The 17,133-nt window shown below is 38.9% G+C and carries 15 protein-coding genes; 9 read left to right on the top strand and 6 right to left on the bottom strand.

Annotated elements, in window-relative coordinates:
* Positions 1 to 3: 3 nt before the first annotated feature.
* A complete protein-coding gene (locus FTT72_RS13960; RefSeq protein WP_180178567.1) occupies positions 4 to 915 on the top strand; it encodes a LysR substrate-binding domain-containing protein in 912 nt (303 codons plus the stop codon).
* Between the two features lie 107 nt (positions 916 to 1,022).
* Here FTT72_RS13960 and FTT72_RS13955 read toward each other — a convergent pair whose 3' ends face one another.
* From FTT72_RS13955 to FTT72_RS13945, 4 genes are all read right to left on the bottom strand, one after another.
* Positions 1,023 to 1,979, bottom strand: a complete 957-nt coding sequence (locus FTT72_RS13955) for a TauD/TfdA family dioxygenase (protein WP_180170995.1) — start codon at positions 1,977 to 1,979, stop codon at positions 1,023 to 1,025.
* Between the two features lie 221 nt (positions 1,980 to 2,200).
* Positions 2,201 to 2,335: a hypothetical protein gene (locus FTT72_RS16340; RefSeq protein WP_257221407.1), complete on the bottom strand. Its 135-nt coding sequence runs from the start codon at positions 2,333 to 2,335 to the stop codon at positions 2,201 to 2,203.
* A complete protein-coding gene (locus FTT72_RS13950) occupies positions 2,328 to 3,539 on the bottom strand; it encodes an MFS transporter (protein WP_180004934.1) in 1,212 nt (403 codons plus the stop codon). The genes FTT72_RS16340 and FTT72_RS13950 overlap by 8 nt, the downstream gene beginning before the upstream one ends.
* Positions 3,540 to 3,783: 244 nt before the next feature.
* The gene (locus FTT72_RS13945) at positions 3,784 to 4,899 is read right to left on the bottom strand and encodes an OmpW family protein (protein WP_180178566.1); all 1,116 of its coding nucleotides are present in this window, start codon (positions 4,897 to 4,899) and stop codon (positions 3,784 to 3,786) included.
* Between the two features lie 442 nt (positions 4,900 to 5,341).
* Here FTT72_RS13945 and FTT72_RS13940 point away from each other — a divergent pair, with 442 nt between their 5' ends.
* Entirely contained in the window at positions 5,342 to 5,521 is a 180-nt protein-coding gene (locus FTT72_RS13940) for a hypothetical protein (RefSeq protein ID WP_078190224.1), read from the top strand.
* A gap of 60 nt (positions 5,522 to 5,581) precedes the next feature.
* Here FTT72_RS13940 and FTT72_RS13935 read toward each other — a convergent pair whose 3' ends face one another.
* Positions 5,582 to 7,039, bottom strand: a complete 1,458-nt coding sequence (locus FTT72_RS13935; protein ID WP_180178573.1) for a sensor domain-containing diguanylate cyclase — start codon at positions 7,037 to 7,039, stop codon at positions 5,582 to 5,584.
* A gap of 198 nt (positions 7,040 to 7,237) precedes the next feature.
* Positions 7,238 to 8,026, bottom strand: coding sequence for a hypothetical protein (locus tag FTT72_RS13930; protein ID WP_180178565.1), 789 nt, complete (start codon positions 8,024 to 8,026; stop codon positions 7,238 to 7,240).
* Between the two features lie 300 nt (positions 8,027 to 8,326).
* Between FTT72_RS13930 and uvrB the strand changes: the two genes are divergently transcribed.
* The 7 genes from uvrB (at position 8,327) to FTT72_RS13895 (ending at position 17,023) form a co-directional block, all read left to right on the top strand.
* Complete coding sequence (gene uvrB, locus FTT72_RS13925; protein WP_180040495.1) at positions 8,327 to 10,348, top strand: excinuclease ABC subunit UvrB; 2,022 nt, start codon at positions 8,327 to 8,329, stop codon at positions 10,346 to 10,348.
* A 155-nt stretch (positions 10,349 to 10,503) separates the two neighbouring features.
* The gene (locus FTT72_RS13920) at positions 10,504 to 11,100 is read left to right on the top strand and encodes a lipocalin family protein (protein ID WP_180010426.1); all 597 of its coding nucleotides are present in this window, start codon (positions 10,504 to 10,506) and stop codon (positions 11,098 to 11,100) included.
* Between the two features lie 127 nt (positions 11,101 to 11,227).
* Positions 11,228 to 12,160, top strand: coding sequence for an EamA family transporter RarD (gene rarD / locus FTT72_RS13915; protein ID WP_180171071.1), 933 nt, complete (start codon positions 11,228 to 11,230; stop codon positions 12,158 to 12,160).
* Positions 12,161 to 12,378: 218 nt separating this feature from the next.
* The gene (locus FTT72_RS13910; protein ID WP_180178564.1) at positions 12,379 to 14,055 is read left to right on the top strand and encodes a hypothetical protein; all 1,677 of its coding nucleotides are present in this window, start codon (positions 12,379 to 12,381) and stop codon (positions 14,053 to 14,055) included.
* A 355-nt stretch (positions 14,056 to 14,410) separates the two neighbouring features.
* Entirely contained in the window at positions 14,411 to 15,868 is a 1,458-nt protein-coding gene (locus FTT72_RS13905; protein WP_168379186.1) for a glyceraldehyde-3-phosphate dehydrogenase, read from the top strand.
* A gap of 306 nt (positions 15,869 to 16,174) precedes the next feature.
* A complete protein-coding gene (locus FTT72_RS13900; protein ID WP_218949720.1) occupies positions 16,175 to 16,876 on the top strand; it encodes an MFS transporter in 702 nt (233 codons plus the stop codon).
* Between the two features lie 3 nt (positions 16,877 to 16,879).
* Entirely contained in the window at positions 16,880 to 17,023 is a 144-nt protein-coding gene (locus FTT72_RS13895) for a hypothetical protein (protein WP_180178563.1), read from the top strand.
* The last annotated feature ends 110 nt before the right edge of the window (positions 17,024 to 17,133 follow it).

The raw sequence follows: 17,133 nt of genomic DNA, 5'->3' as shown, positions 1-17,133 counted from the left end.
ATCATGCAAAATTTAAATGACTATTACTATTTCGTGCAAGTGGTGAAATACCAAGGTTATACCAAAGCCAGTGAAGCATTGGGTATTACAAAATCTAAGCTATCACGCCGTATTACAGAGTTAGAGGCGCGTTTGGGTGTACGTCTGATTCAACGTAATACGCGAAAATTTACTGTGACTGAAATAGGACAACAGTTCTATTTACACTGCTTAAAAATTTTAGAGGAAGTCAGCGAAACGGAAAACTTTGTGCTCAGTACGTTGAACGATCAACTCTGTGGCCAGATTAAAATTTCTTGTCCTGTGGCTTTGGTGGAAATGCCTGTTGCAAAAATGGTCACCGATTTTATGCAGCTATATCCTGAGGTCAGTGTGCACCTGATGGCGACCAATCATCGGGTTGATGTCATTGAGGAAGGTGTAGATTTAGCAATTCGTGTGCGTAACATGCCTTTATTGGATAGTGATTTGATCGTTCGAGATTTAGATGCTTGGGATCATGTTTTGGTGGCATCGCCACAACTTTTCTTTGAGCGTGAAATGCCACAGCAATTGGCTGAGATTCAAAATTTTCCGTGTATTGGATTTGACCGGCCTAAACATTTTTGGGATTTCCGACATCGTGAAAAAAGTGAAACCCAACAAATTGAATTTCATCCACGCTTAAGAACCGACAGTTTTAGTGCCATGATTTCTGCTGCTATTTCTGGCGTGGGAATCGCTTCTTTGCCCAAAGTGTTTGTACGTGATGCTTTAAAAAGTGGTGAGTTAATTGAGCTATTTCCTGAATGGCAATTGCCGCAAGGGGTCATCCATGTTGCCTACGCGACACGACAAGGCATGCTGCCGGGTGTGCGTGCGATGTTAGACCATTTGATTTCAGGTTTTAAGGCCTTAGATATAGATCATCCGTAATTTGAGCAGTGTTCTTATTGTTTTAAAATTTTAATTATTTGGAGTTATTGCTCAAACACGGATTTTGCTGTTTTATTTATTTTTTATTGTTGGCATGAAGTTCAACATTAGTATGGTCGTCCTCCTGCTAGGCTAATTCGCTTTAATAAGCGGCGTTGGTCTGAAGGGAAAGGGCGGCGTGAGTGTAAAGTGGCTTGGTTATCCCAAAATACAATGTCACCTTCTTCCCATTGATGTTCATATCGAAACTCAGGTTTCAATAAATGTTCACGTAAAGATGCAATCAATTCACTGCCCGACTGATCATCGTAGTGAACCAATTCCACTTCAGACCGTTCATTTAACCACAGACCTTTACGGCCACTTTCTGGATGGGTACGTACAAGTGGATGTGGATAGGCATGTCCAACAATCGGTTGGTTTTTGAAACGATATAGCGGTGTAGCGCCATATCCCGTTGTGCCTTTATTATTTTTGGCACGGACAAATGGGTTGTATGTAATGAGTTGAAGTTGGTCTAAATGTTTTTGTGTCGCTTCATCTAAAGCTTCATAGGCTTTAATGGTGTTATACCATGAGGTTTGTCCACCGTCTTGTGGCAGTTCAATGGCATAGAGTAATGAACCAAAAGATGGGAGCGGAGTCCACTGATGGTCTGCATGCGCAGCCAATTCACCATGTCCAGTATAGTCACCTTTGCCGACTGCATTTGAAACAGGTACGACGTCTGGTGGTGTACCGGTATCATCTTGTGACGCCAGCACAGGAATATCTGCACCGGGACGGAAGATTGAACCGAAGTAACTTGCAAACGCGAGATACTGTAAATCATCTAGACTTTGATGTTTGAAAATTAAAATCAAGTGTTCTGCCAACGCTTGTTTTAAACGGTAAATGGTTTCCCCAGACTGTGCTTTACGCGCATCTAAACCATAAACCACAGCCCCCAAAGCTTGGTCATGTTGCACTTCAATACGAATTTCATTGCCATCTTGAAATTGTTCTGCTTGATGCCAACGTGGAGCATCATGGATGGCTTGTGAAAGTTGAGTCAATGCGGTCATTTCATAAGTTCTCAAATTGTTCTTTATTGAGACTTAATCTATGGAAGAAAGCACAGGTTGGAAAATTAAAAAATAAGCTAAGTTTATGAAAAAACTTATTATTAATACTAATATGCTGAAAATGCAGCTTTTATTGAATCGTGTAGAAAATAGCTAAAAAACTGCTGTTGTAGTGTTGATAAAACAGCAGTTTGAATTGGAATTATTGCTTCAATACGTCTTTAATGTGCACAAAACGCTTGGTTAAAGTATTCGAATAATTCAGGTGTTTGGCTCCATAAGCCGATGGATAAGGCCAACAAGGCCAGAATACTGATAGCAATACTGAGTCGGAACCACAGTGTTGAATTAGTCATGAATGACACTTTCCTCATTAACCATGAAATGAACCAATACTCCAAAAATACTCAGGACAATCGAAAAAATCCAAATGGCATTATAGTTACCGGTTATATCGTGGTTCACACCACCCAACCAACCACCAAAAAATGAACCGACTTGATGAGTAAAGAATACGATACCACTTAGCATACTGAGATATTTAACGCCAAACATATTGGCTACAATACCGTTGGTGAGCGGTACGGTAGAAAGCCATAGTAGACCCATAATGACGCCAAATGCATAGATTGTCCATGTGCTTAAAGGCAGCAAAAGAAAGGCAATAATGGCAATGCCACGTAAACCATACAGTCCCATTAACAGCTTTGGTTTGGAATATTTGCCACCGAGCCAACCTGCTGTGTAGGTGCCGACAATATTAAACAGTCCAACGAGCGCTAGGAAAATAGTGCCTGTAGTGGCATTAAAGCCATGATCGATTAAATATCCCGGAAGATGGATGCCAATAAACACCACTTGGAAGCCACAGACAAAGAAACCGAGTGCTAGAAACCAAAAGGGTTTATGCTCCCAAGCCAATTGCAAAATTTGTTTAAAAGTCAGAGAGGCTTCATGCGTATTGGTTGCATTTGGTGCAACATACATTGGTGCTTTTAGCATCCAAGCTAAAGGAATAATAAGTGCAATTAAAATGGCGCTGACCACCAAAGCTGAAGACCAACCAAATTTTTGCAGTAACAGTAACGTAGAGGGCAGCATAATGAACTGACCAAAAGAACCTGCGGCACTGGCAATACCCATGGCTAAACTACGTTTGTCTGGATGCGCTGCACGACCTACGGCAGAAAGTAATACTGGAAATGAAGTGGCTGAGAGAGCCAAACCCAGGATTAAACCTGCGCTTAAATTAAGCAGTAAACCGGTAGAGCTGACGGCCATGAGTAATAGTCCGAGGGCATATAATGCACCACCGACGGCGACCACGATCTTACTGCCATATTTATCTGCAAAAGCCCCAGTAATCGGCTGCACAGCACCCCAAATTAAGTTTTGCATGGCAATGGCAAGGCTAAATACGTTATGTCCCCAACCAAATTCATCACTCATCGGCACGAGATAGAGGCCAAATGCATGACGCACCCCTAAAGACAATGCCAAAATAATAGCACTGCCAATGAGCATGTAAATCAGGGGCTTTGAGAAACGAGTATCAGACATACAGCAGTCTACATTTTTTAAATTTAACCCAATGGTATTCGAATAAACGCAGAGTTGCGATTAAATTTAATTCACCAAACAATAAATTTTTTTTATAGGTAACTATGGATGAATAAAGAAAAATGACACAGCCGAAATTCAAAAGTGTTTAAAAGAGATTGAAGAGATAATTCAAAATAAAAGACCATATATAGCTTAATAAAAAAGACGGCTGTAGCCGTCTTTTTTATATTCAGGTTATTAATTAGAAACGCATACCGATACCTGCATACGCAAGAATTGGATTTACCTCAATATCTGCTTTAGAGGTAATTAAAGTTCCATGTTCGGCATTGGACACAGTAATCGTTGTTTCATTTTTTAAATGAGCATAACTTACTGAACCTACTGCGAACCATGTATCATTAAAGTCGTAAGTAAAGCCAGCTGTAGCAACGGGAGCAAAGACATCAGTAGCCTCAAGTTTAACTTTAGGTGTACTACCATTACTTTTCAGATTATCAGGAACTGATGTGCCATAAGGGAGTTCACCAATTTCCAGAGCTTTACCTGCTTGACCATCTTTAATATTTGCAATCATATGACCCGCTTTGATCAAGTCCTGCTCAACATTCTTATTCATTTCCAATTCGTTGAAATAAGCATACATCACACCCAGCCCTACATAAGGACGGAACTTATTTACACCTGTTTTACCAAAGTGATATTGGAATTCAAAAGCTGGTGTCCAAGCACGAGCAGATGCCGCTGGGCCGTAGGCTTCTAAATCTGTAATCAGCAAACTATTCTTCATTGCGATTTCAGGTAGGTCGATAATACCTAACTCAGGTGTCGCAATAGCTGCAAATGGCGCATAAATTTTTCCTTTGCCGTTTAGGTCTACCTCAGGTGGGATACCGGCTTTCATTTCTAAAGAAATGTTATCAGTAAAGAAATAGTTGGTCATGATGCCTAGTGTGGTTACATCATCGGCTTCAAGGCCAGTACCTTGGTTATCCCAACTTTGTAGGCCATTAATTTCAGCAGTACCGCTTAGCCCTGCTGGTAAGGTACTCGTACCTAATTTATCGAGCAAACCGACAAACCAAGTAGAAATGTTTGGATCCATAGCAGGATCCATATTGGCTTTTACTGCGTCAATTGAAATATCACCAACTTTGGCTGTTTCACCATTTTTTACTGATGTATCAACATGGAATGGTTGTGCTTTACCTTGTGGCATAACATGTAGAGCACCAACAGAGACAGAAAAACGTTTGAAGCCATCGCCATCTTTTAAACTAAAATATGGTGAGTCTGCATGACTGAGCATAGGTAGGGCAGCCATAGAAGCAGCAATGCACAATACACTTTTTTTCATTTTAAAGGACTCCATGTCCGTAAATTGATAATAATTTTTCTAAGTGCTCATTATTCAAAATTAGTGCGTAAAAAATGTTATAGAAAACAAGAATAAACGTAATAATCCTGTAACATTTTTGATGATTTGTATTATTTGAGGGCTTTAATTAGGTATTTGTGTAAAAAAATCTAATTTTTTTGAAATTTAGAAATGGTTTATCTATTTGTAAATATTCAATATTTATTGACATAAGTGACAGCGTATTAGTTGATTTGGGTCAATAAAATAGTTTAAAACGACCATATTCAAAGCACTTTTTTGTGCTGTTGTCCTCTATAGATATAAAATTCATAGCTGATCATTGAGTCTTTATATGCCAATCGATTCTAATCACTCAAAGCCTTTTACACCAAAACCATTTTTTTTGTACAATAGCGCCAGATTCAATTGAGTTATTCGTATGAGTACGCAAAACCCTCCCAAGAAAAAGGCTTTAGTCAATTTGCCTTTTCCGATTAAAAAAGCTGAAGATAATGCTTCGGATGAAATCTTTGAAGACATGCGTCCAAAACCTCAGCGTTATGCTGACCGTACTTGGATGCCACCACGCGGTACACGTCGTTCGATGGGTAAGCGTTAAGAGATTTAAATAAAAAAGCCATGATTAAAACCATGGCTTTTTTATTGCAAATGATTGATGTTAATTGCGTATTTCAGACTGAATTCTTCGGTCTTTATTGAGATAATACTTTTTCTTCTGACGATACATGTCTAGATCGGCACGTTTGAGCATATCTTCCATCCGCTCATTCAGCTCATTGGTGGCAAAGCCAATCGAGATACTCATCGGTTGATTAGAATAAAATTGGTTATCGACCAATAACAACTCATTCAAACTTTGTAAACAGTTTTGCAGTGCTGCATCATCAGCACCCGGTAAAAGTATGACAAATTCATCACCGCCAATGCGCGAAGCAGAATAGGGCGTATGCTGAATAAGTTGGTTTAAAATGTTGCCCAGACGTCTGAGGATACTGTCACCAGCATCGTGCCCAGTACTGTCATTGAGTTCTTTTAGTCCATTCAAATCAATAAAAATACAAGAAACAGGACGTAATTGATTGCGTTCAAGACGCTTGAGTTCTGCGATATAAAATGAACGATTATAGAGTCTGGTCAGTACGTCGTGCTTACCTAAATACTCAAGATAATTTTCAGCCTTTTTACGTGCGGTAATATCGGTTAAAGCAACCTGCACGGTGCTCCAATCATCAAGATAATCGGGAAATACGGTAAATTGCAGCAAGACGTGGCGGATACTGCCATCAAGTGCATAATTTATAGCTTCACGTTGATGATGTAGATTGCCATTCCAAAGTTCAATCAACTGTTCTTTAAAGGTTTGCAGCATTTCTTTGGCAAATACTTTATGTACATTTTTGAGCAATATTTCTTTGTCCGAAGCGCCAAATAAATCAAGGGTGGCCTGATTAACGTCAACGATCAATATTTCCTTAATACACTCTTGTACAAAATCGGGGTGAACATCCAAAAATGTCACAAAATCTTCTATACCTAAAGCGCGAAGCTGATCTAATTTTATTTTAACCCGGCTGAAATCTTCTACCCAAAGAGAGGTTGGAGAATAATGAAAACGCGCTTCTGCCAAACGACGACTTTGTTCTTGTAAACGGCAAGCTTCAGTATAAGAGGTGATATCTTCAGTCGTAATTAAAACGGCAGATAAATCCTGCTCATGACTCGGTAGCACGATGCCTTTGAGTTGAATGTCTAGGCGTTGTCCATTGAGCGTATAGTTCACGGCAGAATGGGAAAAATGTGTTTCACCATTCCATAATGCAACCAATTCTCTAATGTGTGTTTGACAGATCTCCGCCTGAAAAACTAAATTAAGGTTTTGACATAAATGTTCAAAGTCACGTGCTTGATACAGTTCTAGTGTTTTTGTGTTGACCTGTAAGATTTTTATTTTTCTCGCACATTGCAAAATACGAGATTCATCTTGTTGAAGAAAAGTGGAGAGATCCTGCACACCTTGCTGACGCCAGAGATCAAATTGTTTTTTGACTTCACTGTAATCTTCAAGCCACATGGCAATGGGGGATAGCTCAAAAAAAGGAGAATCTAGCATGTCTATTTTATGTGCTCGTCATTCTTTATGATAATGTCAGCAAGTAGTATAAGACGAAAAAAATGATATTAAAATAATGTGATATGTAAAATAAGTTTTATTTTTAATGTGACTTAAGTCGCTAAAAACCATTAGTCAACCGTAGAAAAAAAGCCAATATGGACATTGGCTTTTTGGGTGTTTCAAATGTGGTGAAAAGAGCCTTTAGCGGCTGGCTTTACGGGCTTTATTTTCAGGCTTTGGTGCAGCAATTTCACGTTCAGCTTTCCAAACATCGATGAAATCTTTTTCATTGATATTGTACAGTTCAAGTAGGGCTAAAATAACGCCGCCAAACATCATCGGGCCTTCAGAATTACTTTGAAACTCAAATATTTTCCCATTCAGCGCATGCAAAATATCTTCAATTTCAAAAATACGGTCACGACCATTACTGTCTGTTGGGTACATTTGGGTATTCAGCACAATTTTCGCAAGACTTTTTTCATTATCTGTTAAGGCCAGTACATCAACCAACTCATCTGTTGAAGGTGCGAAAATAACCGAATCTCGATAAATCGTATGTAAAAGTTTCGAGGTGAGTTTTGGTAATGCTTTTTCAACGAATGGACGGAAAGAAATAGGGAAAATCACATTGCTGGAAATGCCCTTAAACATGGGGGCAATTTCTTCAACTTTATAGCCAGCGACACCACAACCGATCGAGGTTATGAAGTATTTAGTCTTCGGATGATTCTTGGTATAGATTTTAAAATCATCGACATAGTGTTGAATTTGTGACAACGGCATTTGTTGTAAATGCTCATTCATGGTTGGAATCGCAAAACTTTGACCTGCCCATCCACGACCAATACCATTCATTGCACCAAAATGCTCTAGGGCAGTACGCGCTGCACCGCCAGTATGTTGACCTGCCATATTGCTGCCAAAAACAAAAATAGTATCTTCGGGTAGGTTTTTAACAATACTTTCGTCATGATATTGATAAGTCATAAAGTTTGATCTGTGGCGTCCTTTTGTCCATGTTGCAGGTGAAATTTACCTAGGTCAAGTATCAATCTGGGGTAAATGAACGCTTTATCTATGAGTTTTTTAGCTCAAAGAGTTTCTTCGAAAAAAATTGGCTCAATTAGGTGCTTTATAATTTTGAAGATGATGAAAAAATCTAGAAACTTATACTAAATAAAGATTAATTCTGTCTGTAAGAGACTTTGGCTTTTTACATAAATTTAGCATTGTTTTGTGCAACTTTGCCCTCATAATAAAGCCCTATAAAAACTGTTGAAGAAGAGTGTGATGCAGGAACAGCCTTTTGAACTGGTAACACAATATCAGCCCGCAGGTGATCAGCCTCAAGCGATTGAGAAATTGGTCAAGGGGATTGAGAAAGGAATGCATGACCAGTTGCTTTTAGGGGTAACTGGTTCGGGTAAAACCTATACCATGGCAAATGTGATCGCTCGCACGCAACGTCCAACGATTATTATGGCGCATAACAAAACTTTGGCTGCGCAGCTTTATGGTGAGTTTAAAGCCTTCTTTCCGCATAATGCTGTGGAATATTTCGTCAGTTATTATGACTATTATCAGCCCGAAGCCTATGTGCCATCTTCAGATACCTTTATTGAAAAAGACTCATCGATTAATGATCACATTGACCAAATGCGTCTTTCGGCAACCCGAGCATTATTAGAACGTCGTGATGCAATTATTGTAGCGTCAGTTTCAGCCATTTATGGTCTAGGTGACCCGAATGCCTATATGAGTATGCTTTTGCATATCGTGGAAGGTGACCGTATCAGCCGTGATGACATCATCCGTCGTTTGGTGGAAATGCAATACACCCGAAATGAACTCGAATTTTTACGGGGCACATACCGTATTCGTGGTGAAATTATTGATATTTTTCCTGCTGAATCTGATCAAAATGCCATTCGAATAGAATTATTTGATGATGAAGTTGATTCAGTTCGATGGTTTGATCCATTGACGGGCAGAATGGTCCGTAAAGTGCCACGTATTACGATTTACCCAAAAAGCCATTATGTAACACCTAAAGATAATTTACAGCGTGCAATTGGAACGATTCGTGAAGAACTCGCAGAACGACTAGGATTCTTTCGTGCAAATGATAAATTACTCGAAGCACAGCGTATCGAACAACGTACACGGTATGATTTAGAGATGATGCAGCAGCTTGGCTATACCAACGGTATTGAAAACTATTCACGCCACTTGTCTGGCCGTCCTTCTGGTGAAGCACCTCCGACTTTGTTTGATTATGTACCTGATGATGCTTTATTAATCATTGATGAATCGCACGTTACCGTTCCGCAAATTGGGGCTATGTATAAAGGTGACCGTTCACGTAAAGAAAATTTGGTCAATTACGGTTTTCGTTTACCAAGTGCGCTTGATAACCGCCCAATGAAATTTGAAGAATGGGAGCGGATTATTCCTTCGACCATTTATGTCAGTGCAACGCCTGCACATTACGAAATGGAAAAGTCTGAACAAGTCGTTGAGCAAGTGGTTCGACCCACAGGTTTGGTCGACCCTGAAATTGAAATTCGTCCAGTGTTAACGCAAGTGGATGATGTATTGTCAGAAATTAATAATCGTAAAAACTTAAATGAGCGTGTATTGGTTACGACATTAACCAAACGTATGGCAGAAGATTTAACTTCATATTTGAAAGAATATGGTATTAAGGTCGCTTATTTACATTCTGATATTGACACTGTTGAGCGCACTAAAATTATTCATGAATTGCGTTCAGGTGTATACGATGCAATTGTTGGGATTAACTTGCTGCGTGAAGGCTTAGATATGCCAGAGGTGTCTTTAGTCGCCATCTTAGATGCTGACAAAGAGGGGTTCTTACGTTCTGAGCGTTCTTTGATTCAAACCATTGGTCGTGCAGCGCGTAACTTAAACGGTAAAGCGATTTTATATGCAGATCGTATGACTGACTCAATGCAAAAAGCCATTGATGAAACGGATCGGCGTCGTAATTTACAAATCGCCTTTAATCTTGAACATGGCATTACACCACGTAGTGCTGTACGTCAAAACGTTAATGATATTGATACTGGTGAAGTGCTGACAGATGATGAAATCGATGCAAAAATTTCAGATCAGGCCAAGGCATTAACTGCAGATGAACGTCATTTGATGTCGGATCCAAAACTTCTGGCAAAACATATGAACAAGCTGGAAAAAGAAATGCTGAAGGCATCGAAAGATTTACAGTTTGAACAAGCCGCTCGATTACGCGATGAAATCTTGCGTTTAAAAGCACAGATGATTTCATAATTTTGTTAGACAAGATGCGGAATATTGTTTGAATGACATACATAATTCAGACAAGAAAATGATTTTTAGAGCAATTTTTTCCGCTAGAGTAAAAACACGAGAGAAAGAATTACTTAATTTTCATCGAATATTTTGCATCGAAATGAGGCATAAAAATGACAACAACGAATCTTCCGAAAGCTGGTTTTAAACTCGCAAAAATTGCACTTGGTGCAGCAGTGTTAATTGGTTTGGGTGCAGCCACAATGGCCTATGCACAGACGAAACCGTTACAGACTGTGGAAAAAGTCGAGCTCGATCGTTATTTAGGTATGTGGTATGAAGTAGCTCGTAAGCCTATGGTTTTTCAAAAAAGCTGTGACCGTGATGTGACTGCGGTTTACACGCTAAATGAAAATGGCAACATTAATGTAAATAATCGCTGTGTATCTAAAGATGGTACCAAGAAGCAATCAATAGGCGAGGCATTTGTACAAAATGCACCGTTTAACTCGAAATTAAAAGTTAGTTTCTTACCAGAAGCCATTCGTTGGTTGCCTGTGGGGCGTGGTGATTATTGGGTACTCAAAGCCGATGAAGACTATCAAACAGTTTTGGTGGGTGAGCCACGTCGTAAATATATGTGGGTTCTTTCTCGTTCGGCTCATCCAGATCAGGAAGTGATTCAGGAATATTTAAATTATGCGCAATCTGTTGGTTATGATTTATCAGATATTATTCATACCAAGCAGACAGTGAAACCTAAAACCTAAATATTTGAACAAATGCTAAAAAACCATGCCTGTGCATGGTTTTTTATTTGCTAGAATGTCCAGATGAAAAGCTTGATTCATCAAGCAAAATATCAAGATTATGTAGTCATTTGGACTGGAGTGAAAGATGTATAAAGGCGTTGCATTGTCTGTATTGGCATCGGTCACTTTCGGTATTTTGTATTTCTTTACCATCTTTTTAAAACCTCTAGATAGCGAGCAAACTTTTGCATGGCGCATGTTGGCGACCTTGCCATTTTTAACCTTATTTATGTGGTGGATGAAAGATTTAAACAAAGTCAGTGAAATTTTTTGGCGTGTGGTCAAGCAACCGATCTTTCTCATTTGGTTAATCATTAGTTCACTTTTATGTACTACACAGCTTTGGTTGTTTTTGTGGGGGCCAATTAATGGCCGAGGGCTAGAAGTATCTTTAGGGTATTTTCTATTGCCCTTAGTGATGGTTCTGGTTGGATGTGTGCTGTATAAAGAAAAGCTGTCTAAATGGCAGATGGCTGCTGTGGCATTGGCAATTTTAGGGGTCGGCCACGAAATTTGGCGTATTGGTAGTATCGCGTGGGAAACTGTCTATGTCGCTGTGGCTTATCCGATTTATTTCTTTTTACGTCGTACCTTTAAAACCGATCATTTGGGTGGTTTTTGGTGGGATCTTTGCTTAATTTTGCCTGTAGCCTTTTATTTAGGATTTATTCATAGCGATAGTTTAGCGCTGATGTCGTTATTCCCGTATCTGATTTTGGCGGTTTTAGGACTGGGTTTTCTGAGTGCGCTTGGCTTAGGTAGCTATATGTTGGCGAGTCGTTATTTGCCATTTGTGATTTTTGGTTTGTTGAGTTATTTAGAACCCGTGTTGTTAGCTTTTGCATCCATCGCATTGGGGGAGCGAGTAGAAGCCGAAGAATGGCTGACCTATATTCCAATTTGGGGTGCAGTGTTGTTATTGGTGATAGAAGGTGTTTTGCATCTGTTTAAACAAAAGCAAAATGAACGCGCGCTAGCAAAAAATGTTAAAGCGTTAAATGATCGAATCGATTCTTAGACTGAAAATGCTGGTACGATAAATTGATCAGTTTACAATTAATGCTTGCTGTTTTTTAATAAAATCTTAAACTTAGAAAACTAAAACACGCCATGATTCAATTTATTGTTTAGGAAGAACAGCATTGAATGATGGTGTACAAAAATATTTATTTTAGATAAAAATAAACTGAAATCGATAAAAGATCGATTAAAGAACCAAGATACAGGAAGCAGTCAGTGGTTGTCCCATTTCATCAAAGCGCTAAACTTTTACAGCTAGAGCCTGTGTTGGATCAGCATTGGCGGAGTATTGTATCTGAAGTATGCACTGATCTTGATCAATCCAATTTAGCACAGATACAGCAGGTGTTATCGCAAAAAGGTATTCGTTGGGAGTCTTCATCACAGTCGTATCAAAGAGATGTACCGATGAATTTGGGCATGCTGATGAAAGTACTAAAATATGATGTCATGCGTGAGCATGCACAGTATTTGGCAATACAGCTCGAAGAACTTAGGATATTGACCCAGAGTATTCAAATTGCGCGAAAATTAGAAGAAAACCTACTCTATATCAATAAAATAGATGCAGAAGAAGATTTTGAATTACAGTATGAAAAAAATGTATTACATCAGCATTTCATTTTAAATGCCGCACAAATCATTCGTGAAATGGATTTGATTGCGCCGAGTGATGCACGTCAACTCACTGCCCAGCAAGTCAAAATTTTCTTGATTGAAATTTTCTTAAAGTTACATGTGTTGGGGCAAGTTTTTGATGCTTCTATCCCGAAATCATCTGAGGTTTGGCAACATCCGATTTTTAAATACTATTTAAAGCGTGAACAAAAAACGCGATATCTACAAATCGTACAAACATCTGAGTTTATTTATATTTTGTCGCCTGATTTAGATTGGACGACGCAGTATTCAGCAACTCGGTTTTTATCGACAAAGCACAATGAGGCCTTAGCAGACGACGTTTTTGATGGGGTGGCCATAGATTTAACTACTGCTTTAGAGAATCAGCAGATAGAACAATTAAAAATTCAAGTCTCAAAGTTGGCATCCATTGCAGGTTTTATACATTTAGATCTACAAAATTTAATGCAGCAATTATATACACGGGTGGATAAGCATCTGCTTTTAATGCTACATGTAGAGGATGCCACTCAATTGGCGACGGTTTTACCTGCTTTTAAGCAGCAGTTCAATGCATTGATCTTGAAGCCATTGCATCAGACTGTTCAATATCAACTGAATGAGCAGATACAGCATGATTTTGTATTTTTCCATAGCATGCAAATATCTCAGAAGCTCATCACGAGTCTAAACGTCTTGAGTAGTTGCCCGAAGTTTGAGGCAAGTTCGGAGTTAAAACGACTGCGACTTCAACTACAAGCTTGGCAGGTGCTTTTGTTGAAACGGCGTGCTCAAATTTTTCATGTTCAAAACGAAGATGAGTGGGAGTTTCATCATCAGCAGTCACAGCAAATTCATACGGCATTGAAAGCGCTCTTGCAGACGACCGAGGATCAACAGCAGTTCTTTGCTGCTGAAGCCGTCGTAGAAAATACGGCTACCCATGGCTCACATGTTGGATTTTCCAAACGCATGACGAAAACTGGAGATTATGAAAGTCTTGAAGCCGATGCTTTAAAAGCGCAGCAGCAAAAAAAGCGACAAACTTATATGCAGGTTTTAATGTTGATGAAGGAACATGCGTCACAACTCGTCAATCTTGATTTTGAGCCATGTGAAAATGCCTTAAAGGTACAGTCTTTTAGTGATCAGAGATACTTTGCGATTAGTGCTGGAGAGAATGGTTTAAATGCACTTCCGAAAATATTAGAGCTGAGTGTAAATTTCTTTGATTTTAATCTGGAAAAGTTTGCTGAGAATCTGAAAAAATAACTGAATTTTAAATATAGATCTGACTTCAAAAATCCATTGTTTTGCCCAAAATAAATAAACACCACAATTTGAAAAATATAAATATTCGTTCATCTTTGAGCTAAATGTGCTGAGATCTGGTTGATAAAACTACATTTGAAATTTTGTGACAAAAATCTGCGAAAAAGCCGGTTTTTCAACTTTCGGCTATAAAATCATAATACTAATCATGATTATTTTGAAAATTGATAGTGAATATATAACAAAATAACCTTGTCGAAATCTGCTTTTAGATTCATTAATTTTCAGTTTTCCATTACAATTGTGGGGTTTTGAAATTTATGCTTAGATTTACAATTAATTAGAGGACGTATCTGTGAGCAAAGACACTATCGTTGCCCTACATGCAGAGCACCAAGGTCGCTGGAAAAACCGTGAAGAAATCGCGGAACGTATGATTGCCCTAGTGGGTCAGTTATATCGTGAAAAAAACATCGTAGCTACAGTATACGGTCGTTCTTTAATTAACCGTTCGGTTATCCAAATTCTTAAAGCGCATCGTCGTACTCGCGTACTTGACGTTGAACTTTCAGTTGTGAACACTTTCCCAATTCTTGAAGCTTTAGCGAAAATCGAAAACATCGGTACTGCTGAAATTGATCTTGGCAAACTTGCTGTTGAGTTCAAAGAAAAAGGTGGTGATGTTGACGCATTTGTTGCTGACGCTGTGAAATCACTTGAAGGCAATGCAACTAACGTTGAAAACCGTGATGTTGTACTTTACGGTTTCGGTCGTATCGGTCGTATCCTTGCACGTTTGATGATCAGCCAATCTGGTCTAGGTCGTGGTCTTAATCTTAAAGCAATCGTTGTTCGTAAATCATCTGACGGTGACTTAGAAAAACGTGCGTCTTTGTTACGTCGTGACTCTATTCATGGTCCATTCGCAGGTACAATTTCTGTTGATGAAGAAAACGAAGCAATCATTGCTAACGGTAACTTCATCAAAGTGATCTATGCGTCTAACCCATCTGAAGTTGATTACACTGCTTACGGTATTAACAATGCACTTGTAATCGATAACACAGGTAAATGGCGTGATTCTGAAGGTCTTGCACAGCACCTTAAATGCGCTGGCGCTGCACGTGTAATTCTAACTGCACCTGGTAAAGGTGACATGAAGAACGTTGTATACGGTGTGAACCAAGCTGACATCCTTGATGAAGATACAATCATCTCTGCTGCAAGCTGTACAACAAACGCGATCACACCAACACTTAAAGTGTTAAACGACAAGTACACAGTGATCAATGGTCACGTTGAAACAGTTCACTCGTTCACAAACGACCAAAACTTAATCGACAACTACCATAAAGCTGACCGTCGTGGCCGTGCTGCAACATTGAACATGGTTATTACTGAAACAGGCGCTGCTAAAGCTGTTGCTAAAGCACTTCCTGCGCTTCAAGGTAAATTGACTGGTAACTCAGTACGTGTACCTACTCCAAACGTATCTCTTGCAATTTTGAACCTTACTTTAGGTCAAGATGTTGATCGTGAAGAAGTGAATGAATACATTCGCCAAATTTCAATCAACTCTAACCTTCAAGGTCAAATCGGTTATACAAACTCAACTGAAGTTGTATCGTCTGACTTTATCGGTTCACGTACCGCAGGTGTATTTGATGCTCAAGCGACAATCACTTCTGGTAACCGTTTAACTGCTTATGTTTGGTACGATAACGAAGTAGGTTATAGCTGCCAAGTATTGCGTATTGCGGAACAAATGGGTGGCGTAAGCTATCCAAAAATTCCTGCTGAAACGAATGCATAATTTGTGAAAGCTAAAAAAGAGCCTCATTTGAGGCTCTTTTTTTATCTAAAGAGTATGGGTTAAAAACTTAAGGCATAGATGACGAATGGATTGATCATAAGCATCAAAAGTTCTTGTTTTTTCTGCCACTGTTAGATGAGTGTGAGTCGTTTATAATGAAAAGCTGACTAAAATGTTCAAGTTTTAAGTTAATGAAATTATTAAAGAATTAAATACAAAAAAATTGCAAACTGGTTTGTATAATGTGTTCAAAATGAGACTGTAAAAAATAAAAAGCAAAAGGAATTTAGTTTGCAAGCAAAGCACATGCTCAGTGGATTGGCATTTATTGTGTTTGCTGCACTCTGTGGTGTACTCATCGCCATTTGGGTGTTTAAGCACTTTAATATTTATATCCCGCTAGAAAATCAAAACGTCAATATCGACCTGCAAGAGCCATTACAAGCCGAAGTCAAAATTCATGATGCCTTGGATGTGGACGTGACAGGGCGGGTGAATGCTGAAATTCCTATACATGAAAATTTAAATATTCCCTTAACTCAAACGCTGACACCACGGGTGTATTTTGATAATCAAGTCCCGATCAAGACCACGATTCCAGTGCGTGAAACTTTGAAAGTGAATCAAAACCTTCCTGTGACTACCAAAGTGAAAGTTAAAGTCATGGGGCAGGATGTGACTTTGCCACTCAAAGGTGATATCCCGATTCAATTGGATATTCCAGTGAATATGAATGTGCCTTTGGAGCAAAAAGTACATTTAAAATTTGATGCGCCAGTCAAAACAGTGCTGAAAGAAAACCTACATATTCCACTCAATGCAAATTTAAAAACCAACATTCCTATTGAAGGTAATTTGAATGTTCCAATTAAAACGGCATTAAAAGCGACAGTGGATGTGCAAAATACGTTGCCCGTTCAAATTAAAAAGGGTGAATTGGTGATTCCACTAAAAACAATGCGACTCAACAGAGAGCATGCCAAAACTGAAGCGAAAGCTCAGGAGTAAGCCATGTGGATATTTCAATCGGCGAAGCGCATCATTTTAAGTTTTATCGCAGTTGCGTTATTGGTTGCGGTGCTATTTTGGTTGTATTTAAATATTTATGCGTCGATGCAAGTGCGTGCAAAAAATGCTGATATAGCTAAATACTAAATAAATCATTACAGTAATCTTTAAACAATTTATCAATATCTTTAACTCTAAATTTATTGCGAATCATTTTTACTCGTGACCACATTTTTTCTATAGGATTTAAGTCTGGG

Origin of the sequence: Acinetobacter sp. YH01005 (genome assembly GCF_013420465.1) — a bacterium.
GTDB classification, from domain to species: domain Bacteria; phylum Pseudomonadota; class Gammaproteobacteria; order Pseudomonadales; family Moraxellaceae; genus Acinetobacter; species Acinetobacter amyesii.
Note: the sequence above shows the minus strand (reverse complement) of the source record. Positions and strands in the feature narration are given on the sequence as shown.

Excerpts from the sequence above, each read along its gene's own strand:
- rarD (WP_180171071.1), top strand. The coding sequence starts at position 11,228 with ATGTATAAAGGCGTTGCATTGTCTGTATTGGCATCGGTCACTTTCGGT.
- FTT72_RS13940 (WP_078190224.1), top strand. The coding sequence starts at position 5,342 with ATGAGTACGCAAAACCCTCCCAAGAAAAAGGCTTTAGTCAATTTGCCT.
- FTT72_RS13895 (WP_180178563.1), top strand. The coding sequence starts at position 16,880 with ATGTGGATATTTCAATCGGCGAAGCGCATCATTTTAAGTTTTATCGCA.
- FTT72_RS13930 (WP_180178565.1), bottom strand. The coding sequence starts at position 8,026 with ATGACTTATCAATATCATGACGAAAGTATTGTTAAAAACCTACCCGAA.
- FTT72_RS13955 (WP_180170995.1), bottom strand. The coding sequence starts at position 1,979 with ATGACCGCATTGACTCAACTTTCACAAGCCATCCATGATGCTCCACGT.
- FTT72_RS13960 (WP_180178567.1), top strand. The coding sequence starts at position 4 with ATGCAAAATTTAAATGACTATTACTATTTCGTGCAAGTGGTGAAATAC.
- FTT72_RS13945 (WP_180178566.1), bottom strand. The coding sequence starts at position 4,899 with ATGAAAAAAAGTGTATTGTGCATTGCTGCTTCTATGGCTGCCCTACCT.
- FTT72_RS13950 (WP_180004934.1), bottom strand. The coding sequence starts at position 3,539 with ATGTCTGATACTCGTTTCTCAAAGCCCCTGATTTACATGCTCATTGGC.
- FTT72_RS13920 (WP_180010426.1), top strand. The coding sequence starts at position 10,504 with ATGACAACAACGAATCTTCCGAAAGCTGGTTTTAAACTCGCAAAAATT.
- FTT72_RS16340 (WP_257221407.1), bottom strand. The coding sequence starts at position 2,335 with ATGACTAATTCAACACTGTGGTTCCGACTCAGTATTGCTATCAGTATT.
- FTT72_RS13900 (WP_218949720.1), top strand. The coding sequence starts at position 16,175 with ATGCTCAGTGGATTGGCATTTATTGTGTTTGCTGCACTCTGTGGTGTA.